A 26,387-nucleotide genomic window follows, 5' to 3' on the forward strand; every position below is an offset into this window, starting at 1 on the left:
TATGACCTACATTATTTTCTCTGAAGAAGCAATGAAAGATAGAAATACTGTCCCCATTATTGACAGTGTGTTGAGATATAGGGAAACAAGGTATCAAATATGGACCTATTGTACACAAGACCCTATTAAAGACATTCTTCTAGTAACGCCAATTTTGAATAAGCCGCTTACAACGTCAAAGCTTAGTAATCCTTTAAATGCCGAAGATAAAGAAACATTTGTCAAACCCGTTGATTTCCGAAATCTAGTTATTGGCTTAAATGAACCGAGCTACGAAATTGGCATCCCTTATGTAACCATTAGCAAAAACTGGGGAACGAAAGATCGTCAAGAACAGGAAACTGCCTTTATAGGGATCGGCATACTTTCCAAAAATGGGTTTAAGGGCTTTATTAAGAATGATGATGCTAGAGGAACACAATGGATGCACGATAGAACGCAAAGAGGTGAAACAACCTTTAAGTTAGATGAAAATGATTATTTAACGGCAACATTGGAAAAAATCAAGGTAAATATCAAACCAATTGTTAAAAATGTTCAAGTAACATTTGATGTAGAGATAACTTTAAATGCAAGGATAAACGGTGTCAAAACTAATGTTTCAGAAGAAGAATTAAGAAAAAAATTAATAAAAGAAGTGAAAAAAGAAATTAAAACAACATATAAAGAAGCATTAGGGAAAGATATTGATATTTATCGCCTTTCCGAACATCTATATCGAAAAAATGTGAAAGTATGGAAAAAGCTAGAGAAGGATGGGAAAATCCCATTAACACCTAGTTCTATTAGTAAATTAGAAATAAACATTAACCAATTAAAATTTGGTCGTAAAACATTAACACGAACAATTAATGAATAATCTAAAAATATCCCCTCAAAGGCGCCTTATTTATTTTAAATTATTGATTAAATCTGAATTAGGGATTTATTCTTTCCGTCTTTCAATTTATCGACTCAACACGAAGGATAAAAGTTCACATGAAGTAAACTTTTATCCTTTGTTCCCCTACTCATTTCGTTGTAGTATCCCCCAAGGAGTTGCCTATTCTCTAGCCACGACTTTTGTTCATATAACTTTTGAAATATCCTGCTTAATTTCTTTACAAAAAATAAAATTTTTTTGTATAATAATGGTCTTTCCATGAAAACAATTATCAAAATTTTTTAACATAATGTCACATTTTTATTTGCAATTGACGATCACCATGCTATAATCCATGTATAAAGAATTGAATAGCTTTTGACAATTATGTCAAAGGGGAGTAGCTAGCAGATGTGAACGGACATCTGATTTCACATTCGTCATTACATGGTTATTAACCATCGGGTGTGAAGGCATATCTTGGCGAACAAGATATTTTCTGTATAACAGTGATCGCTTAGCAAGACCTTTGCCTATTTTTTAGGCAGAGGTCTTTTTATTTTGCCTAAAATAGCAAAGACTACGTTAAAAGCAGTTTATTCATTTCAGTTCTAATTAAAGGAGGAAATAAATTTGGAGGCAATCTTACTCGAATACGCATGGGTACTCGTCGTATTAATTGTTTTAGAAGGTTTATTAGCTGCTGATAACGCAGTTGTAATGGCCGTTATGGTTAAACATTTACCAAAGGCACAACAGCAGAAAGCACTATTATATGGTTTAGTAGGAGCATTTGTTTTCCGCTTTGCTGCATTATTTCTTATTACTACGCTCGTTAATTTTTGGCAAATTCAAGCGATTGGTGCTGCGTATTTATTAATCATGTCTGGTAAGCATATTTATGATTCACGGAAAGCCGCGCAAAATCCCGAAGAACTTCATGAGTCTAAAAAGCAATCTGGCTTCTGGATGACCGTCATCAAAGTAGAATTAGCCGATATTGCCTTTGCGGTAGATTCAATTTTAGCAGCTGTTGCCATTGCAGTGACACTACCTCATATCGGAAATTTTGATGTTGGCGGCATAAACGCTGGTCAATTCTCAGTGATGTTCCTAGGAGGTCTTATAGGTGTTATTATGATGCGTTTTGCTGCTCGTTGGTTCGTAAAAGTTCTGGATAAATTCCCATCACTTGAAACAGCAGCATTCTTAATTGTTGGTTGGGTTGGCGTAAAACTAGCTGTTTTAACATTAGCACATGAAAAACTGGGTATAATTCCACATGAATTTCCACATTCAACGATATGGAAGGCTATTTTCTGGATCGTCTTAATTGGAATTGCCCTTGGTGGTTATTTAGTTGGTGTGAAAAACCTAAGAAAGACTGTTAAATAATCTGAAAAAACATTACCTGGTCCTACCGAAGACCAGGTTTTTTGTATGACCAAACCGAGGATAACTCGGCACCTAGTCAACGGAATTCAAACCCACATTATGTTAATGATACAAATTTTTTATAATTGAATCTTTTTCTAAATTGAAACGTATGTTACTATATAAAAGTTATTTTACAAAAGAAAGGATTTTTCTATATGGCGTATGCTAAAAATCAAAACTTAAACAAAATTTTAAAACACTTTGCTTTTATGTGGGTATTGACAGTTGTCGGAATGTACATAGCAACATTATTACCACCAGCGGTTGTCATGCCGCTATCTATTATTACTCTTATACTTCTTATCATCGCTTGCTTTGTGCGAAGTCTGAAACTTGCTAATTCCATTATGTATGCAATCCCCTTTTTAATGGGAATTTTACTATTTTGGACAACACAATTTTACATTGTGGAACTAGGAAAACAGCTTGTTTTACTTGTCTTCGTAGCGACAGTAGCTATATTCATTGTACTAGCACTGATTGGTATGATGATGAATAAAGATATTTCTAATTGGGGAAGCTATTTATTCACTGTGTTAATCGTCGTAATTATATTTTCACTAGTCTTTATGTTTATCCCTGTTAGCAACATAGTCGGATTGATTATTGCAGGAATTACTGTACTACTTTTTAGTCTCTATACGGTTTATGACTTTAATAAAATTCGACATAATCACGTTTCAGATGCTGAAGTCGTTGGTATGGCTTTAAATCTATACTTAGATTTCATTAATTTATTTGTCAATCTTTTAGAAGTAATTTGGCGTTTAAAGAATGAATTTGATTAAATTTCCTAATTGAGAATAAAAATCAATTAAGCTTTGCCATACTACCATTCTTCGCTGTATACTATAGGAGAAGCAGTAAATATTTACTGTAAAGGGAGGAAAATATTTATGTTATCTGAAAAACTACACACGGCACTAAACGAACAAATGAATTTTGAATTTTACTCTGCGCATGCTTATATGGCGATGGCGGCATATTGCACTGATCAAGATTACGATGGCTTTGCCAACTTCTTTTTAGTTCAGGCTGAAGAAGAACGTTTCCATGCGATGAAATTTTATAATTTCCTAAGTGATATGGGCTACCGTGCAACAATCCATGGCTTTGATAGTCCAGATAATCATTTCGAGTCTATTTTACATGCCTTCAAAACTGGCCTTTCACACGAGAAAGAAGTAACGCGCCGTATTTATCATTTATCGGATATCGCTTTAGATGAACGAGAGCACGCGACTATGGCTTTCTTAAAATGGTTCATTGACGAGCAAGTAGAGGAAGAATCAACGTTTGACACGTTAATTCGTAAAATCGAACGCATTGAAAATGACTCCAACGCAATCTTTATGCTTGACGCTGAATTAGCGACACGTTCATTTACACCTGATGCAGAAGCTTAAAAATTTAGCTTAGATTATGCAAAAAGAGGCACTTCCTGTTCAAAATTGAACAAGAAGTGCCTTATTTTTATCTGAAAAAGGTTCGTTTTTATGAAAACGTATGTTTTTCAGTGCCCTCCGATCAACATTTCTCTTTTCTTTTTATAATGACTGAGGTTCTCGAACCTCTCCATCAAATGCAGCACGATAAATAGTATAAATGTCTTCTCTATTAAGTGGCATCGGACTACGTGCTAAAATTCTTGTTTGCTTCGTCGCATCTTCGGTTAGTTGTTCCAGTGCTATTTCTGGTATATTAAATCCTTGTAATGTTGACGGAATATTAACATCCTGCACAAGTTGCTTCAATGCATCTACACATTTATAAGAAGCCTCTTCTTGCGATAAATACGCAGATGAAATACCCATTGCGTCTAAAATATCTTTCATTCGTTTTTCGCAACTTTGACGAATATAGCCCATGACATAAGGTAATAGCACTGCGTTGGAATCTCCATGAGCAATATCGAATTGGCCACCAAGTGGATAAGCTAAAGCATGTACTCCTGCAACACCAGCATTGAAAAAGGCTAAGCCTGCCAAATAACTTCCATAACACATATCCGAGCGCGCCTGCTTATTTTTACCGTCATGCACAGCAGTTCGAATAGCGCCACTAATTAATTTTATAGCTTGTAGTGCAAGTGCATCCGTTACTTCGTTTGCATTTACGGAAACATAGGCCTCAATTGCATGTGTTAAAGCATCTACACCTGTAGCAGCAGTCACTTTTGGTGGTAAAGAAATTGTTAACGCAGGATCTACAATAGCGACATCTGCTAATAAGTAATCATGTGTCACAACATCCTTCGTTGTTTCAAGTGACAGTACTGAAATATTTGTCACTTCTGAGCCTGTTCCAGATGTAGTTGGAATTAAAATTTTAGGTAATCCTTTATTTTCAAGAGTTTTTGTTCCCGTTATATTTAAGTAATCTGCCACTTTCCCATCATGTGTTGCTAAAACCGCAGCAAGTTTCGCTAAGTCTAATGCACTTCCTCCCCCTAAACCAATTACTAAATCAAAATGATGCTTTCTTGTAAACTCAACTAGTTTTTCACCAATTGCGAGCGGTGGCTCAGGAGCAATATCGGTATAAATAGTTGCAGAGTAGCCATTTTCAAGTAAAGGCTTTTCAAGATGATCTGTTAAACCTAACTCTTTTAAAAATGGATCTGTGATTATTAAAATATTATTTACTTTCAATTTTTCTACTTCCGGTAGTAACTGACTCAAGCAACCCCAGCCTGTATAACTCGCAGGAGTAAAGGTTAATTTATGCATAATCGTTCTACTCCTATCTATTCATAATAGCCTTCTGTCGATTTTCTAAATGATTCATGATTAATTATTATTCCAAATCACTAGCTTCATTTCTGTCATTTCCTCAACGGCATATTTGATTCCTTCACGACCGGTTCCGCTTTCTTTAACGCCGCCATATGGCATTTGATCTACACGATATGTCGGAACGTCATTTATGATGACACCTCCGACTTGTAATTTTTTTGAAGCTTTAAAGGCCGTCTCAATGGAAGTTGTAAATATCCCTGCCTGTAAGCCATAATTTGAGTCATTAACAGCGTCAATGGCTTCTTCTACTGATGAAACAGTATTGACAATAACTACAGGTGCAAATATTTCCTCACAAGAAACACGGCTAGTAGAAGATACATTCAATAACACTGTTGGCAGTAAAATATTATTTTCAATATGGCCACCTGTCAGTAGCTCCGCACCTTCTGCTACCGCCTCTTCGATCCATGTAACAGCACGCTGTTGCTCAGTTTCTGAAATCATCATCGCTAAATCTGTTGTTGCATCAAGTGGGTCCCCTATTGTTAAGCGTTCTACTTTTGCTTTTAGCTGCTCTAAAAATTCATCCATTATTTTTTCTATTACATATATTCGCTGTAGGGAGATACAAACTTGACCTTGATTTGAAAAAGCACCCATAACAATTCGGTCCATAATTTTATCGAGTTGAACCCCTTCATCCACAATAACACCAGCATTCGAACCAAGTTCTAATGTGACTTTCTTTAAGCCAGCGCGATTGCGAAGGGAAATACCTACAGCTGGGCTCCCGGTAAACGTAATCATTTTCACTTTTGGATGTGCTAAAAATACATCCCCTATTAGTTTTCCTTGCCCAGTTACTAAGTTAAATGCACCTGTTGGTAAATTTGTTTGTGCCAATAAGTTTGCTAGAAAATGAGCAGATAAAGCTGTTTGTGTCGCGGGTTTCAAAACAATCGTATTTCCAGCTGCTAATGCCGGTCCAACTTTATGGGCTACTAAATTTTGCGGAAAATTAAAAGGTGTGATGGCCGCAATAACGCCCAATGGTTCACGAATTGTATAACCAAATCTACCCTCTCCGCTTTTAGATGCATCCATCGGAATCATTTCACCAGATAGTCGCTTCGCTTCTTCTGCCGCAAATTTGTAAGTTTCAATCGTTCTATCAATTTCAGCATAGGCATACTTTAATGGCTTTGCTGATTCTAGCGAAATAATGCTAGCTGCCTCATCTCGATTTTTTGTAAATAGATCTGATAACTGTTCTAAAATCTCTGCTCTTTGAAATGCTGTTAATGCTGCCATTTCGGATTCTGCTGCTTGAGCACTTTCAATTGCATGCTGTACATCATCTTCAGTTGCCATCGCAAATTGTGCTACAACCTCTTTTGAGTAGGGGGCTTGAACCTCCATATACTCTTCTGTCATTTGCCATTGTCCATTAATAAATAAGCCCTTTTTCAAGACCTCACTCACTCCTCTCTCCAAATGGTTACGTATTCATTTTAGAAAACAAAAAATGAATACGTAACCATTTTTGAATAAAAAACAAACTGATGTCTATCAGTTCATTTTTTACTCGTAGTATTTCTTGGGAAAAGTTTAACAGATTCTGTTTGTTGGATGCAAGTGCTTTGTTTCTCCATTACCTCAAATAATTTTTCAATAGCAATAAATCCGAGGCTTTTCTCGGATTCTAAGCCTACTGTTGTTAAAGCAATCGAATGGTGTTTACTAAGCTCCACATTATCAATGCCAATAACATTAAAATCTTTAGGCACTTGAAAGCCCAGTTCTAAACAAAGATTTAATATTTCAATGGCAATTGCGTCTGTTGCAGCACAAATAGCTGTAGGCCTTTTAGGAAGCTCAAGTATTTCTTCAAATGCTCGTTTAATATCTTTTTTGTTAGTATTTGTTAAAAATGCCGGTACTGTTTTCGCATCTATACCGCTGTCCTTTAATGCATGTTTAAAGCCTTTGTACCTTCCATAAAAAGTACTTATTTCGTGTGGACCACCAATCCAGCATATATCCTGATGACCTAAAGATAAAATATGATTCGTCGCTATATAACCAGCTTTCACATTATCAATTTCTACAAAATGTCTATTTTCCTGATGCTTGCGATTATACATAATAAATGGGATACCTAATTTTTCTAGCTTAAAAAATAAGTCATCTTCATATAACATAGACGATAAAATAATCGCATCAGCCTTCGTTTCCAAAACAGTATTATAAATAGAATCTAAATTATCTTCCGTACCAAAATAAACATTTACTTTATAGCCCCGAGCATTAACATAATTAACGATTGCAGTTGTTGTATCGACAAAAAAAGGATTATGTAATGGCCCCGAGATCAATGTAATAATGCCTGTTTTTTTCTGTACAAGTGACCTTGCAATATCATTTGGAATATAGTTTAATTCTTCAATCGCCTTCATCACTTTTTCAATAGTTTTCGGCTTTACGAGTTCAGGAGTATTTAACACTCTTGAAACTGTTGTTTGAGAGACACCCGCATACTTTGCCACATCTTTTGAAGATACCAAAAAACCACCCATTTCATCTTTGTAAGCCTATTTTATACTATTACAGATATTATGTTAATAGATAAGGGAAAGTACAAGTATCACTAATTTTTATTATTAGGAATTATTTTTCCGCTCATATGGCTTAGCTGCTTCACTAGCTTTGAAATTATAAACGGGTGTAATCAGTTTTAATATATCCGCAGTTTCCTCGAGAACAGATGTAATTTCTGACATCGGTTTATATGCCATTGGGGCTTCGTCCAATGTATCTTCGTTTACGGATGTTGTCCAAATACCTTGCATCGTTTCTTTAAAATCTTCCATGTTTAGCGCTTCTTTTGCCGCACGGCGAGAATACATACGACCTGCCCCATGTGGTGCAGAGTAATTCCAATCTGCATTTCCTTTACCCATACAAATGAGCGAACCATCTCGCATATTCATAGGAATAACGAGCTTCTCCCCTTTATTTGCTCGAACGGCGCCTTTTCTTAACGTCATTGTTTCCGTATCAATATAGTTATGGATCGTATCAAACGTTTCGTTAAATTGCCAGTTCATATGCTTGGAAATTGTTTCGGCAATTGTCCAGCGATTCATCCGAGCATATTGCTGAGCGAGTTTCATATCGTGAATATAATCATGGAAATATTCGCCCTCTAAATAAGCTAAATCTTTTGGTACAATTGGATTTTGCTCTTTATGAGCTTTAATCATCGTTTGAATTTCCTTTTCTCGCCCCTGATCTTTCAGTTCAGCTATTTTCACTTTTATATCTTCCCGTTGCAATGTTTCAAAAGCTCTTTTTTGATGCCAATTTGCTACCTTAGCTCCGACGTAACGCGAGCCAGTATGGATAAGTAAGTAATGTGTACCTGCTTCATCTTTTGCAAGCTCAATAAAATGGTTGCCTCCCCCAAGTGTACCAAGCGATAAATTCGTATAGTCATCCTTTAAGCCACTTGCTACAAACTGTCTCCCCTCGAATTCAGCAAAATAGCGTGCAGGAGATACTTCCTGATGGATATCCTTTCCGCTTGGTATATGTGCTCGAATTGTAGCATCGAGTTTAGAAAAATCTATATCCGTCTCATTTAACTCAGCAACAAATACCCCGCAACCAACATCAATGCCCACAAGGTTTGGCACTACACGATTTTGAAGCTGAATCGTTGTGCCAATAACACAACCCTTACCTGCATGATAATCTGGCATAATCCGTACTTTTGTTCCTTCCATAAAAGCCTGATTTGCCAATTCTTTAATTTGATCGATAGCTGATTGTAATGCTGTATTTGAATAAATTTTCGCTTCCGTAAAACGTCCGTTAATTCGTATCATTTTAATCCCTCCTTCTATTTATACGAAAAAACATTTCATTTTGTTTCAATTTAATCCCAATTTCAAAAAATTAAGAGACATCAACATTACTTGTTGTTGATTTCCTTTCCGACTGGGCGCTTTCCAAGGAGCCCAACTCATTTTGTATACAAAGTATACGTCTAAATGTCATCCACAACTTTGGGTGTTGAGCCAAAAAAAACGAAATACTAAAAAAATGCTCTAAAAGTTTAAATTACTTTTAGAACATTTCCTTTATTGTTTAATCTTCATACTGAATATCTAATTTTTTCGGAATTTCTGGTATATCGTTTGATTTTACATCTACTTCTGCTAAAGCTAACGTATGAAATGGATATTTCTTCTGAACATCGAAAGGAATTGCAGCATTCTCCATTTTATTGTTCATCTGACTACGTGCAAGTAGGCCATTATTCGACAGATCAATGCTCATAATACTGTTAACCGTTTCTTTTAGCATTTCAACATCCTTTGCATTGAGCGGCATTTGTTCGTCCATTAAAAACGGTTGAATATTGTCTTTAATATAGCCCTGCGCTTCCATCAAACAAGAAAATTCATTCAATTTATTTGCGTATAATTGTAATTGGGACTTTTCTTTTGAACGTTGTTGATTTAGCTCCAGTACTTTTTCCTCAATACGGGCTAAACGTATTTTCGTTAACTCCATAAGATAATTTTGTATGGAATGAATGGAATGAAGCATTAATTCCTCCGCTTCTTGCACTTTTTCATATTGCGCAATACAAACTAATTGCTGCTCATTTAACTTGTTAACACGTTCCTTGAAAAATCCATTTTGTGTATGCTGACCAAAGATGGCCTTCATAAGACCTTTCCCGTGAATTTTTTTATGCTGTGCATCCAATCGATCATATTCACGTAAATATTCACTATGCATATTTCGATATTCTCGTAACATTTGCTGATACGATACAGCCTTTTCTGTAAAGCCTTCTACAATTTCATCCTGCAAATAATCTGTTTGTGAAATAATTTGTAAAAGTTGGTATAATGTTTGAACATTTTTAAATACATTAGCAACCTGTTCGTATTCTTGCTCATATTCGGTCACAATCGCTAAATCACGTTGATAGCGCGAAAATTCGTATTGTGTATCGCCTGTATACTTTTCAATGTTCTTAACAGCGGATTGGAATGGGTCTCTTTGTGGAATAACAGTTAATTCGAAGCGGAAACGTTCAAGCCATTGCAAGAAGCGAATTAAAATACCATACGTTTTCTTATCACTATTTTCTGCAACTCGATGAATTTCTGAAATTAATTGCTCGTACTCACTTTTTTGCCAAAGCTCATCACTATTAATCTGTTTAGCTTCAATAGCTTCTCTTGCAGAGATCGCAACAAAATCACTTATTAAATGACCTAATCGTTCTCTCTCAGCATCAATAAACGCCTTCGTATTTTCATTTGAATCGATGGCATTGATGACACAAAGAGGCTCAACACCTTTGTTTTTTAACGATTCCATTAATAATATTTCTGGATAAATAGCCATCGAACCTGAACGTAATACCCAAAAGATCTCGTCCACACGGTTCATCAATGCTTCTGGGAAGTAGGCCATTTCTCCTCCTCCTGCTTCCAATGAAACAGAATCAATAATTGTCACTGATTTTAATAAATCATTTTTTAAATATACTTCTAGATAATCTAAATGTTCTCGTAGTATTTGAGAGGCGAACGTATCGCCAGTCGTCAATAATTCTAGCTTACTCATATCGAATACGGCTACAACACCATCTAAAAAGTACGCCTTTATTTCCTCATGTTCACCATATCGCAAAAATGTATTTACCCCAGTTGGATGCTGCTCACTAACAGGCAAAACTTGACGCCCTAGTAATCCATTTACCAATGTTGTTTTTCCGACACGCTCTTTCCCAACAATAAGAATCATTGTTTCGTTGTCAGCATCTTGAATGATACGATTTAAGTGTTTAGCTGTATCTTTTACATATGTATTTTGTACAATAATGCCATGTAATTGTCGCAAATGATCAACAAGCTGTGGCAAAATATTATTCGCTGAGGCTGTATATTCGATCGGCACATTATCAATATCTGTCATCCTCAATACCTCTTTTCTATGTATCTAAAGTTATTATAAATGAAAAGATTCCTTTATTAATACATAGTACTAAGAATTAATGACAAAAAAGGACAATATACTTAAATACAGCCGTCACAAATAGGTAAAAAATCTTATTCTACAAAACCTTCTATCGCAGATATTATTCCTCATTCAGACTAAAAGAAATAATAATTATTAGTATTTATTTGTAGTGAGTTGATCTTCTCTTTATTCTTCAACTCCAGCCATACGTGCATAAACTGCTCCTATTGTTGGCATACCACCTTGTGCACCGAATTTCTCCACTGATAACGAAGCAGCAATATTTGCAAAATACACTGCCTGATCTAATGATTGCCCTTCAACTAAAGCATAAGCGAGTGCACCGTTAAACGTATCACCTGCTCCTGTTGTATCTACCGCTCTCGTCATATAACCCGGAACATGAATAGGATATTCACCATCAAAATAGCGTGCGCCATCACTACCTAGCGTCATAATCAATTTATTAGGATATTTTTCTAAAACCTGCTCTATATTATCTCCAAAAATTTCGGCACACTCCGTTTCATTCGGTGTGATATAGGTAATATCCTCCATCCATTGCACATCAAAATTTGTGGCTGGTGCTGGATTTAATAAGACAGGTACATTTGCTTCTTTACAAAGTTTTATTGCATACGCGGTCGTTTCCATTGGAATTTCTAGCTGCATAATGACCATCTGACTTTTTTGTATGACTTCTTTCGCTGCCTCTATATGTGCAGGCTTTAATTCATAATTTGCGCCAGGCACTACAATGATACGGTTATCATTATTATAGAGTAAAATATTAGCAATCCCAGTAGGTGCCGATACACTTGTAATAGCTTCAGTTTGAACATGCTCTTGTTGTAAAACAGTGCGCAATGTTTCACCAAAACTATCGGAGCCCACACAGCCGATCATTGTGACTTCACTTCCAAGACGTGCTGCAGCTATTGCCTGATTAGCCCCTTTTCCTCCTGGAATTGTTTGAAAATCTTTACCGAGAATCGTTTCTCCCTGCTTTGGAAAAATCCCCATTTGTACAACTAAATCCATATTTATGCTGCCTATAACTGTAATCATCTTTATACCCTGCCTTCCATCTCTATTTTTTCATTTTAACTGAGAAATCCGTAGAAAGACAGGGCATACCATTAGAAAATCGTGGAGTACTAATCTTCTTATTAGATGTTCACCAATTCAGCACTAGCTTCATTTTAAAGTTTTCCCAATAAACCTTTCCTTGACTCCAATTCAATTTTTCTATCACAATCTTCACAAGAAAATTTACCTTCCATATTTTGTTTATACAGTCTATATTTCTTTGATCCTTCTACAACCTCAAATGTTTTCTTACAAAAAATACAACGAAGCGAATAGCTAATCATAATATTTCCTCCTTTAAGCCGCTATAGTTTTTTTGAGAATATAGAACAAAATATAATGAAATAGAAAATAAAATACTAATAATACCGAAAATAATTGCAGTCATTTGAAGCGTAAATAATTCTGCAAATAGTCCTAATAGTAAAGTTAAGGAGATTTGCAAAATATTTTGAAATACATTCGCAAAGCTACCAAATCTACCCATTATTTCAGGCGGTACATTTTGCTGATAAAATGTTTCATAACCAGAATTACTAAATGCCATAAAAAATCCTAGAAAAACTAAACTTACAAATGCCAAAATACTTAATGTCGAGGCATAAAAGGCAGTGTAAAACAGCATTGTCAGGAACAAACCAAAAGCTATATAAGATCGAGTGGACCATTTTTTAGCGAAGCTTGCGGCAACTATCCCACCGAAAATGGCTCCTGCTCCTGCACTGCTCACAAAGGCTCCATATAAGCTATCAGATAAAGCTAAATCTTGCTTGATAAATGTGGCTTCTTGAGAATCAAGCGCAAATGCAATCATTAATGCACTTTGAAAGAGTAAATATATCGTTATAAATAATAAATTTTGTCGAATGAAAGCTAGTACAGCTAGATAATCACTTTTTAATAGTTGCCACGTAATACGTTGCCGTGAAATTTCCTTCATATCATCTACATCTGGTAATAAGGAGATGATCAAAGCACAAACAAAAAATGTAATGCTATTGAACCAAATCGTCACTGTCGTATTAAAAAGAATGATGAGGAGTCCTGCTAGTGCTGGACCTATTAAAAACGAGCCTGAATTGAACGTGCCAAGTATTGCGTTAAAACGTTGTCTATCTTCTGAAGGAACAAACTTTGTAATATAATATGTACTACTAGGTCCAAAGAAGCTACTTGCTATATTCGCAATAAATAACAGCGTATAGATGGGCCAAATAGATTCCATAAACGGCATACAAAAAACGATCAAGCCTCTGATAATATCCGTTGTAATCATCAACTTGCGTTTATTCATACGATCAATGAAAGAGCCAGCTACCAAACTTGTTAAAACTCTTGCAACTGGTCCGACAATAAAGATTCCAGCCATCGCTGCAGGCGATTGTGTTAAATGCCATACAAATAAATTGAGCGCTACAAGATAAATCCAGTCCCCTAATTTAGAAAAACCTAAGCCCCCAATTAACAAGCTGTATTTTCGAAGGATTTTCATGTTGTTTCCCCTCTTTATTTTCCACTTGAGTTTTTCTAGTAAATATATAAATAAACTAGCCAATTCTAAAACATGTAGTTAATCCCAGTTTTGGACTTTGCGCTTTAGTGATGAATTAATATACTGGATAGTATTCCATTTATTTATCATAACTCTATGTATATATTATCAAATTTTTTCCAGGAAGTCCGTAAGCAGGACTCCTACACCCGCCTTTTTCCGAGATTTCGCAAATAACCCTATATGGAAAAATGGGCTAATAATGCAAAGATGGATGACCTTTTTAACTCTTCAAGCCCTGCAACATCTTCAAAGGTTCCTTTTTGATCGTCTTTTTTAATTTGTTGCTTTGTCCCATTTCCCCCTATTACTCTCAATCTCGGTTCAGGGTCACTCTGCTTTGCCCGTTCTTCTTCGAGTGGCGCAGCATGTATATCAATTTAGGTTACATTTTAATTTGCAATTAGGAAATTTATGTTAGTTTTCTTATGTGGGAGAACTTTTTGCTCCTTGGGCAAAAAATATACACACCATCACCAGTAGTAACGACCGAAGCCATTAGTTTTGCTACTAATGAAAGTATGTATACACAGTAGATGTTAACGTAATGTTTTCATAATAAGATTATCTAGCTTTATTATATTTACTTCTAACGGTAAGTTGGAATGACTTACACAAACAGAAAGTTTATAAGCTGGATCTATTTCGATAAGTTTTAAAAAGTACTTCTCCCCTATTGAATCCACCATAAAGTCATTATCGGACTGGATAACCGAGAAGGAATTTAAGGGGAATGATAATCCATAGCCAATAGCTTTAAGATAACTTTCTTTCATAGTCCAGATATCATAAAACCTATCTAATTGGAATTCAGAATTCGAAAAAATGTAATGACACTCTGTTTCTGTAAAAAACTGATTGGAAATATCTAGATCAATGGCTTGAATATATTCAATATCAATTCCGATGCGCGATCTATCAAGTGCACATACTACCCAATCCTCTGAATGACTCAAATTAAAATCAACATCGGTTATCTTCGGCAAAAATGGTTTTCCAAAAGAATTAGGTTGAAAGCATATCTTATCACTTGAAAATCCTTTTTCTCTTAAAATATTTCGAATTAACAATTCTGCTACTAAACCTCTTTGAGCATCTTTATATTGAGTAAAACGATTTAATTTTTCCTGTTTTTCAGATGGTAGTAGATGTAATAATTGTTGAAATATTGGGTAACTTAAACCTGTCGAAATATTAACACCAAATACTTCACTCATCAGTGATGAGTCCTCCCATACTATGACCAAATATAGCATAATCTCCAGTTAGTTGATCTTTAATAAAGCGAAAAACATCTTCTACCATATCTTCCAGATTATCTATCAATGGATCATTAATTCTACGACCTCTACCAGGTAGTTCTACTTCAATTACTTCAATATATCGATTTAACAGTTTTCCCCACTTTATATAAGTTACAGAAGAGCCCCCAGCGTATGGTAGACAGAATAGCTTTATCTTTCTCATAAGTATCTCCTCCTCTACTAATGGAAACCTTTAGTCAATTGGTGACACAAATTCATAAAGGACAACCATCAAATAAGACGAATAGTCTTCAAATCATTGATTCATCAACGATTCCATTAAACAACATTTTGTTTCCAAGAGCAAAAAACAAAATCTGGTATGAAGCTCCAACTCAATCTATGTTTTTTGATAAAGACACTCGGTACTCAGAAGGTTTTGTTCTTACGAATGTCAATGTTCATGACCGGACTCAAAAAGAGGTGCTGGTCAATAAAGAAGCATTGAATACCACAGTCTTGACGAAAGGAAAAAAAAGTATCTTCGGATTTTAACCAATCGCATTGATACTCAAGAAGTTACCAGTATGTATCACACCCACAGCTGGCTAATCGGACTTTTTTTAAAATATCTACTTCCGAATCTGACGTTCAAGAAAATGTATTCGCACAATGAATAAGGAGCGATCAATCAGGTTATCCCTACGTCAGCACAGTTTTCTTTTCGCTAAATTTCAGGTAAAACAAATAGACAGAATGTTAAGGCGTTGTTTATACAACAATAATGTCCTTCAGTAAAATGAATGTTTAAGTTTACACCAGAATGGAAGCTGTCTTAATTTTATCCATTCTGGTGTGTTTTACATTTACTGAAGAAACTTAACACTATTTACTTAAACATTCTCAAGAACATCATCAGGCCAATGATAAACAATATAACCGTATGTTGTTCAAAAAGTAGGTAGATACGATACCGTCCATACGATGACTGCTGAAGTCGTCTTAGATGCAATTACCGTTGTACGTTTCATTCACTAGCAACCCCATTAAAGGGGTATTTTTACAATACTGTGTCCATGAGTCTATAGCAGTGATCTCGGCAACTGTGATCTGCATACTGCTATTTTCCATATTTCAAGAATTTCAGGTGTTAACTTTGCTACTAATGGATTCATAACTCCTAAAAGCAAAAATACAACGATCATAATAAATAACTTATATGTTCTATAAACTCTTTAAAATTACATATTCCAATTTGATAAGATTGTATAAACCATAAATCCACCTACTATTAAGTTCCCAATAATTATAAATAGTAAGTTTCCTTGTAATTTAGTATTTTTCTTTTTCCCTAATCCACCTAACGCAGTAATCCCTATAAAAAATGACAATACAGGATATATAAAGATAAAATACTTACTGCCGTTCAAATTGGGACCGGCCATGTTGAAGTTAATAGGAATCTCATCCGATATATTTTGCACACCAATAATTGAAAACACAAAAAACAAGGCACAAAATATCCAAGGAATTATACTTACTGACTTTTTAGATTTATTCATAATAATCTCCATTCTCTCCCGTGTCCGCTTCACGACACAAACAGTAATGAAAACGAGTGAGCGGAACACTTTATTTTTTTAATAGATTTTTCAATTAATTGCGATCTTTATTTAGCTTACTTTTTTCAGTAATATTTATTAATTTCGTTTTCACACTACTCTTCCCCAATTAAATAGGCTCACCATTTATTGTTTTAGCATATAACTTGCTAGTTACGATGCCCAAGCATAAAATAATAACAACATCATATATGCCTACTATCGAACCTGACCATAGTACTCTTGGAACTGCTGCAATGAGTACCAGAATCATTCCACCTAACATCCCCAATAAACTTGATACACTCCGCTTTATTACTTGGAGCTCTGATTGCCAACTATAATTTACATATCTTAAATTAATAGCAATTCCGTATACTGCTGAAAATACTGCAAATGCACATGGAAGAAGTACTAATATGATGGAATCAAATAATGTCGCTCCAAACACTCTTCCGATTATTATTCCGTTTATAATCGTAAGAGGTATTGTAACTGTAAGATTAACAAGTATCTTACTCTTTACAACCATTTCTTTCGACAATGGAAAAGTTTTGATCATCCAAATATTTTTACCTTCAAGTGAAATAGACACGCTACTTGTATTTGATAGACATACCATCAATGACAATATATACGGTGTTATTTCATACAGAATCTCTACTGTATTAATATTATCTAACGGAATTTTTTCCATCACTTTTGTGATTGAAATCATTAAAGAAATCGTAAAAATAACCATCATGATCATTCCGAATGCTCTGTTCATTAAGTACATTGTGGACGAAAATAGTCGCTTGATTTCTTTCACATATAATGCTTTTAAAATACTTGATCTTTTTAATATTTTTACTTCATATTTTTTGTTACTACTCATTGATCGAATTTTAGTATTTAGTCTTTTGTATACAAACGAAAGACCAATAATGAAAATCACTGTTAATACTAATGAAACTGCTATATATATAAGAAAATCTTCCACTTTTCCTGTTTCCAGTATTTTATTATACAAATAAAACATTGGATACACTTGGTTAAACTGATTCAATACATTTGTTAATATCAATTTCATATCGCTTGAATCAAATTTATAACCACTCAATGTTGGTGCTAATGCTAAAAATAAAAAAATACACATATAGCTAATTGAAGAAAACGCACGAGAATATTTTGCTCTCGATGAAACTTCTAAAATTATTATACTAACAATTGACGCTACAATTGATGGTACTAATGCAACTGTAAGTATTCCAATCAGTATCTTTATCCAAAAAACTCCGCTTACAGTTCCTGTAAAGAAATATACTGCTCCCATTAAAAGCATGATTATTAAAGATACTACCGTATTCAAGAAATATATATAAAAGAATCTACTTACAACTATTATTGATGTTTTAATAGGAAGTGACATTAATGTGTCATAATCTCTTTTTCCAAATAACTCATCACTAGCATTTAAAAATGCTATAAATAATGATGTAAGAGTACTCAATAAAAATGAAAATGCAAGTATGTGTTCTCTCATATTATATTCATTCAGCATATATCCAAGACTTGTAAAATACGCTAGCAAGATAACAATCGGAAGAGATATACCGATAATAACCATTTTATCACCTATGCTGGCTTTACCTTTTAGGGTATTAAGTCTCGCCTGTGAAATAATCCTAACTTTTAGAAGAATAAGAAAATGACTCATCTTTTAACTCCTTCATAAAGAACTCTTCCAATGTTTGGTTTTGTATTATTTCATCCATCGTACCACTATAAACTAGCTTTCCACGATTAATCATAGCCACCTTATTACAAAGCTTTTCTGCAACATCTAAGACATGTGTTGAAAAAAATATTGCATTCCCTTTAGCAGTCATTTTCTTCATTATCTCTTTTAAAACAACTACTGCTTTTGGATCAAGACCTACAAATGGCTCGTCCAGAATCAAAAGCTTTGGTTCATGAATAATAGCTCCAGTTATTGCTAACTTTTGCTTCATTCCGTGAGAATAAGAGGATATTAGATTCCCTAGACTTTCTGTTATTCCAAACATTCCAGAATATTCCTTTATTCTCTTTACTCGAACATCTTCCGGCACTCCGAAAATATCTGCTACAAAATTTAAATACTGGATTCCTGTTAAATGTTCATATAATTCGGGACTATCAGGAATATAAGCAAATTTCGATTTGCATTCAAGAGGCTCTTTCTTAATAGAATGCCCATCAATGTAGATGTCGCCTTCCTCAAAATCTAGGATTCCTACTACTGATTTGATCGTTGTACTTTTCCCTGCTCCATTATGACCTATAAATCCAAAAACATCGCCATTTTCAACACATATACTTATGTTATCGGCAGCTTTTTTCCCATCTTTATACACTTTTGAAAAATTTTTGATATCTAGGATCCCCATTCTTTCATCTCCTTATCTTATTATTACCGATCGATTACCTACAACTTCGCTAATGACCTTCGTAAAGCTTTCATGAAAATCATCACAAGTAAATGGGAAAAAGTGGTCATCATCATATGTTTGAAGTTTAAATCCACTTCCTGTATACATCTCCCATTCCTTCATATCCTCTATTGGTGCCTCTTTGTCTTGTATGCCTGTCATTGTCAGCATAGGACTTTTAAGTTTTATATTTTCTTTTGCGGAATAATTTTCATTCACACATAAGTCAGCATAAAAAATATCATATAACAATTCAACAAATTCCTTATCATTCATTATCTCGTCATCTGTCTGTCCCAAATTAAAGATTTTTTCCATAATCTCTTCCTTAGGTAAATCTGAAAGTTTTTCATCCTTATCTTTTAAATGAGGTGGTCTTGATCCTCCAACAACAACTAGCTTAGGTGGGTAGCTATATTTTTTTTCTAATCGATCTGCTACTAATAATGAAATCAGGCTCCCCATACTATGTCCAAAAATCATATAATTCTCTGGTTTTTTTTGAATAATAATATTAAAAATATCATTTGCTATTTCATCAGCATCTTCATAAAGAGGTTCACAGAATCGACTTCCATGACCACTATACTCTAATGGTATTACTTCGGCAATAGACTTGTATTTTTCGATCCATTCACTATATATCGTTTTTGTTCCCCCTGCGTAGGGCAAACAAAAAATAGTAATTTTATTCATATGTTTATTTCCCTTCTGTTTTAGAATATTTCCAGAAGCTAGGATGTTATCGTTGTTTGCCAAGATAGTTGTCGCAGTTTTCTAATGTAATATTTTTAAAGTTACTATCGCGCTTTGCTTGGTGACCTTCTTATTAAAGAACAGAATTTACTCTATTCTTTGATGAGAAGTGTAAGAATAGTGCAAGATCCATCGAAGTGGAGCTTTCTGTTCCATCCCTTTCCAGTTATCCTTCATTGGTTTTAAAGCCACTGAGTCATGTGCACTCCAAGTCTCTAATTGAGCGAGTCGAACATTCTGGATGCTTTTCTTTGCTAGTTCATAAACTCTTGCGCTATTTCAATATTTCAATATGGCCACCTGTATACATTGTTCTGGTGTCACAAAAATTGATGCCACTTCTTTTTATAGTTTAACTCGGTTCACTTCCTATAATCGGAAGTAAACCAAGTTATTTCCTATTACCTTTCGTGCTTGGACCTATATCGAAATATAACTCTTCTCTTTCAGCCAGTTTTTAAATCTTTCAAGTCCCTCCTCGGCCTTTAATAGTGCATTCTCTTTTGTATCGCTTTGGATTGGCGAAGAGAATAACAAAACATCATTTATAATCGCACCTTTAATTTCGCTTACTGGTATATCAAAGACTTTCACTATTGATTCCTTTGTAGAATCAGACATTTCATATTCACCAGCATCAAATATGCTTTGATAATTCAAGACTAAGAACGCATTCTTTTTGTTCATAGTTAGATCATATAACTCTTCATCAAAAACCGGTCCACTACCTCCATTATCGCCCTTAATAAATTCCAGTCCTCCTATAATCTGATTATTTTCTACCTCATATAATCCAGGTATTAAGTCTAAATGTACTCCCATTAGAATATCATCTACTTGCGTCCTTCCATGATGCAATAGACTAAATGGTAATACCTCCTTTTCTGCAAACATAGGATTCATCTCTATAAACAATCTCATAAAGTTTCCTATTGGTTCCTCATTAAATTTATCCACAAGTTCTTTTTCCATACGCCATTCAATAATAGCTGAATAACTCTTCTGAATATCCTTCTCCACCCAATTACATAAGCTCTTTTTATTCTTTTTCTCAATAAGCAATGTAAGATCCCGCAAACTTTCTTGATAGCTATTGATAAACTGCTCTGAATACAATTTATTCCCATTAGTATCGATAAAACCCCTAACATATTCTGAATACTTTTGTTTTTTCACCATTTCATCTTTCTGGAGATAGTAATCCAGTCTGTCCTTAAATATCAATCCTGAAAATTCATCATACACTCCATGGTGTATATAGAGCATCACATAGTGACCACCGTTTGTCTTTTTAACTTGAATGATAAGTGAAAGGTTTCCATCTTCTTTGAAGAAACTTGCATCCTTTTTAAGAGAAAAGTCATATTCTAGAATACTTTCATGACTATCTTCCTCTAAATACGGGATTTTCCAATTATTATCATACTCAAATTCGTTAATCTTTTGTGTCACATTATTGTATGCACATCTAAGAACACTTTGCTCACTTACTACCTTTTTAACAGCATTTTGAATTTCCTCTTTGGAAAAACCTTTTCCTAACTCAATTATAATCTTACAGATTTGTGGGAAAGCTTGTGCAAAGAAGGTTCTTTGCATAGGAGTCACTTTATAGCTGTCCTCAATCTCTGCTTCTGCAATATTGTCATTATACTCTTCAATGGTATCTAATACTATTGCTTCTCCTATCTGATTGTCAGAGACTTTGTCGATGGAATTCATCTGTCGTAAAATTTTTACTGCATATTCTTCTGGATGAATTATCTCATCATTAAGCATCATTCTTTCAGCAATCTTTTCAATACTCTTTCCTCTCAATATGTCTGTAACGGCTAGCACATACCCTTTATTTCTTAATTCTTTAATAATTCGTATTGCCTTAATGGAGTCTCCGCCAAGTTCGAAGAAACTATCCTTTATCCCTACTAGTTTTATGTTTAGGATTTTACAGAATGCCTCACATAACTTTCTCTCTTTTTCATTGTTTGGTGCCACATACTCTCGAGTTGCTTTTACTTCGATCTCTGGTAATGCTTTCTTATCCAGTTTTCCATTTCGGGTCACAGGTATACTATCGATTCCCATCATATAGGAAGGAATCATGTATTCCGGCAACACACCAGCAAGCTGATCTCTTATCTCCGATACACTGACGCTTTCTCCTGTATAGTATGCATAAAGCGCTTTATCACCGTTTTGATCCACTTTTGCGATCACTGCACTGTTATGAATACCTGTGATTTCACGAATGCGGCTCTCGATTTCTCCTAGTTCAATTCTAAATCCACGAATCTTCACCTGTTCATCGATTCGGCCTAAGTATTCAATGTTTCCATCTGGCAGCCACCTCGCAAGATCTCCACAACGGTACAACCTTCCTTCACCAAATGGATTCTTCACGAACTTCTCTTCTGTCAGTTCCGGACGATTCAGATAGCCTCTGGCTAACCCATCTCCTGCGATACATAGTTCTCCTGGCACACCGATGCCACAGAGGTTATCTCCATTTAGAATATATATTTGAGTGTTACTGATCGGCTTTCCGATTGGAACCATCATCACATCGAACTCTTTTGTACAGTTATAGAATGTAGTATATGATGCCTCTGTCGGCCCATAGATATTTCCTAATAAGGCATTGCTTTCATGCTTACTCACTACTTCATAGAAGTCTTTAACGATATCAACATTTAGTGCCTCCCCAGCTGCATGCACATATTTAAGACTCTTTAACTTCTCTGTATACTGCATTGGCATGCCTAAAAATGCTACAAGCATAGAAGGTACAAAGTTCACTACGGTAACTCCATATCTATTAATCTCTAACGCAATCTCTGCTGGATCTTTCTCAGCCTCGCTCTTCAAGATGGCTAATTTTGCTCCAACCGTTGACCACCAGAAGATTTCACTTGCAGATACGTCAAAAACAAATGTGGTCTTTTGAAGAATGACATCATTCTCATCTAATGGATATTCGTTCTGCAGCCAACCGATAAGATTTGTGATTCCCTGATGTTTATACATTACACCCTTCGGTGTACCCGTTGTTCCGGATGTGTAGATACAGTAGATCAAGTCTTCCGCCTTATTGACCTTCTCTGGATTCCGGATAGTCCCTTCCCAAGTTCCTGCTTCTTTTAAGTCAATCTTTGTTAGGTTGGTTTCATACGCTGTCCCGTAAAGTAACACTGCCTTTGGCTGACAGTCTTCCAACATAAATTCTATTCTTTCTTCTGGATATGTTGAATCGATTGGTACATAAGCGGCTCCAGCCTTGATGATTCCGTAAATTCCGGCGATCGTCTCGATACTTCTTTCTGCCATGATCGCTACGAAGTCATCTGGTCTTACGCCCAGTTCTCTTAACTTATGAGCTAACACATTGGCTCTTTCATTCAGTTCTCGGTAGCTTACTTCTTCTTCTTCGAAGACTAAAGCAATCTGATCCGGTGTCTTAGCTGCCTGTTCTTCGAACAGTTCGACTACCGTCTGCTCTCTTCGATATGCTGTCTTGGTTGCATTGAAATCATGGAGGATCTTTTCTTTTTCATCCTCCGTCACCATCTCTACTTCCCCAAGCAGACAATCTTGTCGTTCAACTACCTGTCTTAATACTTCTTCATAATGTTTCAAGATCTGTTTTACAGTCTCTTCCTTAAATAATGCGGTACAGTACTCTAACATAACACCATACTGTCCTTCATATTCTGCCACATTAAAAGTCAAATCAAACTTAGCTACGTTGCTTACAAGACCTGCTCCTTCTGCCTCTGTTCCTTCTAAACGCAGTCCTGCTTTTTCATTATTCAGTAATACTAACATCACATCAAATAATGGATTTCTTGACAGATCTCTTTGAACTTGTGCCTCTTCTACCAATTCTTCAAACGGGTATTCCTGGTGTTCATATGCCTGAAGGCATACTTCTTTCATTTCTAACAGGAAGTCTTCAAAACGCTTCTCTTTCTCCGGCCTTCCTCTCATGGCTAACGTATTAACGAACATACCCAGCATTCCTTCGGTATCTTTATGCGTTCTTCCACTGATTGGACTTCCGATTACGATATCTTCCTGTCTACTGTACTTCCCAAGCAACACCATCGCTGCGGATAAGAAGACCATATATTCTGTCGTACCAGTTCTCGTTGCCAATGCTTTGATCTTTTTGGCTAGTTCTTTATCTAATATGCTTCCTGTAATGGAGCCCTCATAGCTTTGTTCCTGTGGTCTTGCATAATCTAACGGCAAATCTAATACCGGTATCTCATCCTCAAACTGACTCAGCCAGTACGCTCTCCGACTTTCCAGATTACGACTACTCATCCATTCACTGTAATCTTTGAACTGATGACTTAATGGTTCCAGTTTTTCTCCTTTATAAAGAGCGTTCAATTCGTTCATAAATGTCACTATACTCATTCCATCGCCAACAATGTGGTGCATATCTAACATAAACAAACCATACGTGTCCCTTTTTACGAATCGCGCTCTTATCTGTGGCGCTTTCGATAAATCAAACGCTCTTACGAACAGCTTCATCTCTTCCTCATCAGTTCGATTAGAAGCCTCTTCATACTCAAATGGTACTTCTGCTGTTTCAAGTACTTTCTGCACGGCCTCCCCATTTACCATTAAGAATGCCGTTCTAAGAATTTCATGTCGCTCTACTATTTCCTGTAGCGCGCTTCTTAGATCCTCTACGCTCACTTCGCCTGTAAGTTTTAATGTCTGCGGCGTATTATACATAGTTCCCTCTGGGTACATTTGCTGTATGAGGTAGGTTCTCTTTTGTGCAGATGACATTGCATAATATTCTTTTTCCTCTGCCCTTGGAATCGGAATGTATTCTTCTGTCTCACTTTCCAGTACAATCTGTGATAACTTCTCTGGTGTTGGATGACTAAATACATCCTTTAAAGCAATTCGGTAGCCCGTTTCCGATTCAATCTTATTGACCAGACGAGTTGCACGTAAGGAATGTCCTCCTAATTCAAAGAAACTGTCTTTTACGCCCACGCTTTCTACAGCCAGGATTTCACTAAATATCTTACATATTGTCTCTTCGGTTTCATTGTTTGGTGCTACATACTCTCGGATTGCTTTGACTTCGATCTCTGGTAATGCTTTCTTATCCAGTTTTCCACTTCGAGTCACAGGTATACTGCCGATTTCCATCATATAGGGTGGAATCATGTATTCCGGCAACACACCAACAAGCTGATCTCTTATCTCCGATACACTGACGCTTTCTCCTGTATAGTATGCATAGAGCGCTTTATCACCGTTTTGATCCGCTTTTGCAATCACTGCACTGTCATGAACACCTTCGATTTCACGAATTCGGCTTTCGACTTCTCCTAGTTCGATTCTAAACCCTCGAATTTTCACCTGTTCATCGATGCGGCCTAAGTATTCAATGTTTCCATCTGGCAGCCATCTTGCAAGGTCTCCAGAACGGTACAACCTTCCTTCGCCAAATGGATTTTTCACGAACTTCTTCGCTGTCAGTTCAGGACGATTTAGATAGCCTCTGGCTAATCCGTCACCTACAATACATAATTCTCCTGGCACACCGATGCCACAAAGGTTATCTCCATTCAGAATATATACTTGAGTATTACTGACTGGTTTTCCANCCATTTCGAGTTACAGGTATACTGTCGATTTCCATTATATAGGATGGAATCATGTATTCCGGCAACACACCAGCAAGATGTTCTCTTAACTCCGATACACTGATGCTTTCTCCTGTATAGTATGCATGAAGCGCTTGATCACCGTTTTGATCAGCTTTTGCGATTACTACACTGTTCTGAATACCTTCGATTTCACGAATTCGGCTTTCGACTTCTCCTAGTTCGATTCTAAACCCTCGGATTTTCACCTGTTCATCGATGCGGCCTAAGTATTCAATGTTTCCATCTGGCAGCCATCTTGCAAGGTCTCCAGAACGGTACAACCTTCCTTCGCCAAATGGATTTTTCACGAACTTCTTCGCTGTCAGTTCAGGACGATTTAGATAGCCTCTGGCTAATCCGTCACCTGTGATACATAATTCACCTGGCACACCAATGCCACAGAGGTTATCTCCATTCAGAATATATATTTGAGTGTTACTGATCGGCTTTCCAATTGGAATAAACGTTGCATCCCAGTTTTCTTCTTTTTCCCAATAACTAGCACATACTGTATTCTCGGTTGGACCATAGTCGTTTATATATGAACTATCTCCAACTTTCTTTATCAATGCCATGCTGGACTCAGAACCAGCTGTTAGCAATTTTCTAAACTCTACATCTACCTCTTTTTGCAGGTAGTAGTTTGGAGGTAATGTTGCCACTGTTACCCTATTCTGTTTACAGTATTCACTAAATTCCTTCGGATTTTGTCCAACTACTGCCGGCATGCATACTAGCGTTGCCCCATTTAACAATGCCATTGTCATTTCCGATACGGAAGCATCAAATACATAATTTGCAAACTGTATAATATTATCTGCTGGCGTAATTTCTAAGTTACGTTCAAACCTATATTTTAAATTTACAACTCCATGGTGCTCCAAAAGTGTTCCCTTTGGCGTCCCTGTCGTTCCGGATGTGTAGATACA

Annotated in this window: 19 protein-coding genes and 1 pseudogene; 4 read left to right on the forward strand and 16 right to left on the reverse strand. The window is 35.8% G+C overall.

Annotated elements, in window-relative coordinates:
* Position 1: 1 nt before the first annotated feature.
* The 4 genes from ABE34_RS21710 (at position 2) to ABE34_RS21725 (ending at position 3,705) form a co-directional block, all read left to right on the forward strand.
* Positions 2 to 859 carry a Ger(x)C family spore germination C-terminal domain-containing protein gene (locus tag ABE34_RS21710; RefSeq protein ID WP_346655597.1) on the forward strand — a complete coding sequence of 286 codons (858 nt, stop codon included), beginning with the start codon at positions 2 to 4 and terminating at the stop codon, positions 857 to 859.
* A gap of 636 nt (positions 860 to 1,495) precedes the next feature.
* Entirely contained in the window at positions 1,496 to 2,257 is a 762-nt protein-coding gene (locus tag ABE34_RS21715) for a TerC family protein (protein WP_197144527.1), read from the forward strand.
* Between the two features lie 197 nt (positions 2,258 to 2,454).
* The gene (locus tag ABE34_RS21720) at positions 2,455 to 3,087 is read left to right on the forward strand and encodes a Bax inhibitor-1/YccA family protein (protein ID WP_197144528.1); all 633 of its coding nucleotides are present in this window, start codon (positions 2,455 to 2,457) and stop codon (positions 3,085 to 3,087) included.
* Positions 3,088 to 3,195: 108 nt separating this feature from the next.
* Positions 3,196 to 3,705 carry a ferritin gene (locus ABE34_RS21725; RefSeq protein WP_100543800.1) on the forward strand — a complete coding sequence of 170 codons (510 nt, stop codon included), beginning with the start codon at positions 3,196 to 3,198 and terminating at the stop codon, positions 3,703 to 3,705.
* 141 nt (positions 3,706 to 3,846) lie between these two features.
* Here ABE34_RS21725 and ABE34_RS21730 read toward each other — a convergent pair whose 3' ends face one another.
* The 16 genes and pseudogenes from ABE34_RS21730 to ABE34_RS25910 all read right to left on the reverse strand — a co-directional run.
* Complete coding sequence (locus ABE34_RS21730; protein WP_197144529.1) at positions 3,847 to 5,028, reverse strand: iron-containing alcohol dehydrogenase; 1,182 nt, start codon at positions 5,026 to 5,028, stop codon at positions 3,847 to 3,849.
* Positions 5,029 to 5,088: 60 nt separating this feature from the next.
* The gene (locus ABE34_RS21735) at positions 5,089 to 6,510 is read right to left on the reverse strand and encodes an aldehyde dehydrogenase family protein (RefSeq protein ID WP_197144530.1); all 1,422 of its coding nucleotides are present in this window, start codon (positions 6,508 to 6,510) and stop codon (positions 5,089 to 5,091) included.
* 104 nt (positions 6,511 to 6,614) lie between these two features.
* Positions 6,615 to 7,604 (reverse strand): LacI family DNA-binding transcriptional regulator, encoded by a 990-nt coding sequence (locus tag ABE34_RS21740; protein ID WP_241747148.1) that lies wholly within the window; start codon positions 7,602 to 7,604, stop codon positions 6,615 to 6,617.
* A gap of 96 nt (positions 7,605 to 7,700) precedes the next feature.
* A complete protein-coding gene (locus tag ABE34_RS21745) occupies positions 7,701 to 8,927 on the reverse strand; it encodes an RtcB family protein (protein WP_197144532.1) in 1,227 nt (408 codons plus the stop codon).
* A 262-nt stretch (positions 8,928 to 9,189) separates the two neighbouring features.
* Entirely contained in the window at positions 9,190 to 11,040 is a 1,851-nt protein-coding gene (locus tag ABE34_RS21750) for a dynamin family protein (RefSeq protein WP_197144533.1), read from the reverse strand.
* A gap of 231 nt (positions 11,041 to 11,271) precedes the next feature.
* Complete coding sequence (gene rbsK, locus ABE34_RS21755; RefSeq protein WP_197144534.1) at positions 11,272 to 12,153, reverse strand: ribokinase; 882 nt, start codon at positions 12,151 to 12,153, stop codon at positions 11,272 to 11,274.
* A gap of 134 nt (positions 12,154 to 12,287) precedes the next feature.
* Complete coding sequence (locus ABE34_RS21760; RefSeq protein WP_197144535.1) at positions 12,288 to 12,458, reverse strand: hypothetical protein; 171 nt, start codon at positions 12,456 to 12,458, stop codon at positions 12,288 to 12,290.
* The gene (locus tag ABE34_RS21765) at positions 12,455 to 13,666 is read right to left on the reverse strand and encodes an MFS transporter (RefSeq protein WP_197144536.1); all 1,212 of its coding nucleotides are present in this window, start codon (positions 13,664 to 13,666) and stop codon (positions 12,455 to 12,457) included. Before ABE34_RS21765 ends, ABE34_RS21760 begins: the two co-directional genes overlap by 4 nt.
* A 599-nt stretch (positions 13,667 to 14,265) precedes the next feature.
* Positions 14,266 to 14,943 carry a 4'-phosphopantetheinyl transferase family protein gene (locus tag ABE34_RS21775; protein ID WP_197144538.1) on the reverse strand — a complete coding sequence of 226 codons (678 nt, stop codon included), beginning with the start codon at positions 14,941 to 14,943 and terminating at the stop codon, positions 14,266 to 14,268.
* A complete protein-coding gene (locus ABE34_RS21780; RefSeq protein WP_197144539.1) occupies positions 14,936 to 15,193 on the reverse strand; it encodes a thioesterase II family protein in 258 nt (85 codons plus the stop codon). Before ABE34_RS21780 ends, ABE34_RS21775 begins: the two co-directional genes overlap by 8 nt.
* A gap of 1,018 nt (positions 15,194 to 16,211) precedes the next feature.
* Entirely contained in the window at positions 16,212 to 16,532 is a 321-nt protein-coding gene (locus ABE34_RS21790) for a DUF1648 domain-containing protein (protein WP_197144541.1), read from the reverse strand.
* A gap of 169 nt (positions 16,533 to 16,701) precedes the next feature.
* The gene (locus tag ABE34_RS21795; RefSeq protein WP_197144542.1) at positions 16,702 to 18,270 is read right to left on the reverse strand and encodes a putative ABC transporter permease subunit; all 1,569 of its coding nucleotides are present in this window, start codon (positions 18,268 to 18,270) and stop codon (positions 16,702 to 16,704) included.
* Entirely contained in the window at positions 18,239 to 18,976 is a 738-nt protein-coding gene (locus tag ABE34_RS21800; RefSeq protein ID WP_197144549.1) for an ATP-binding cassette domain-containing protein, read from the reverse strand. Before ABE34_RS21800 ends, ABE34_RS21795 begins: the two co-directional genes overlap by 32 nt.
* An 18-nt stretch (positions 18,977 to 18,994) precedes the next feature.
* A complete protein-coding gene (locus ABE34_RS21805) occupies positions 18,995 to 19,720 on the reverse strand; it encodes a thioesterase II family protein (protein ID WP_197144543.1) in 726 nt (241 codons plus the stop codon).
* A gap of 480 nt (positions 19,721 to 20,200) precedes the next feature.
* Positions 20,201 to 25,351 (reverse strand): amino acid adenylation domain-containing protein, encoded by a 5,151-nt coding sequence (locus tag ABE34_RS25295; protein WP_346655598.1) that lies wholly within the window; start codon positions 25,349 to 25,351, stop codon positions 20,201 to 20,203.
* 65 nt (positions 25,352 to 25,416) lie between these two features.
* Positions 25,417 to 26,384 (reverse strand): annotated as a pseudogene (locus tag ABE34_RS25910) (amino acid adenylation domain-containing protein); the annotation flags it as partial.
* Positions 26,385 to 26,387: the final 3 nt, after the last annotated feature.

It is taken from the genome of Lysinibacillus sphaericus (assembly GCF_015844675.1).
In the GTDB taxonomy this organism is placed as follows: domain Bacteria; phylum Bacillota; class Bacilli; order Bacillales_A; family Planococcaceae; genus Lysinibacillus; species Lysinibacillus sphaericus_E.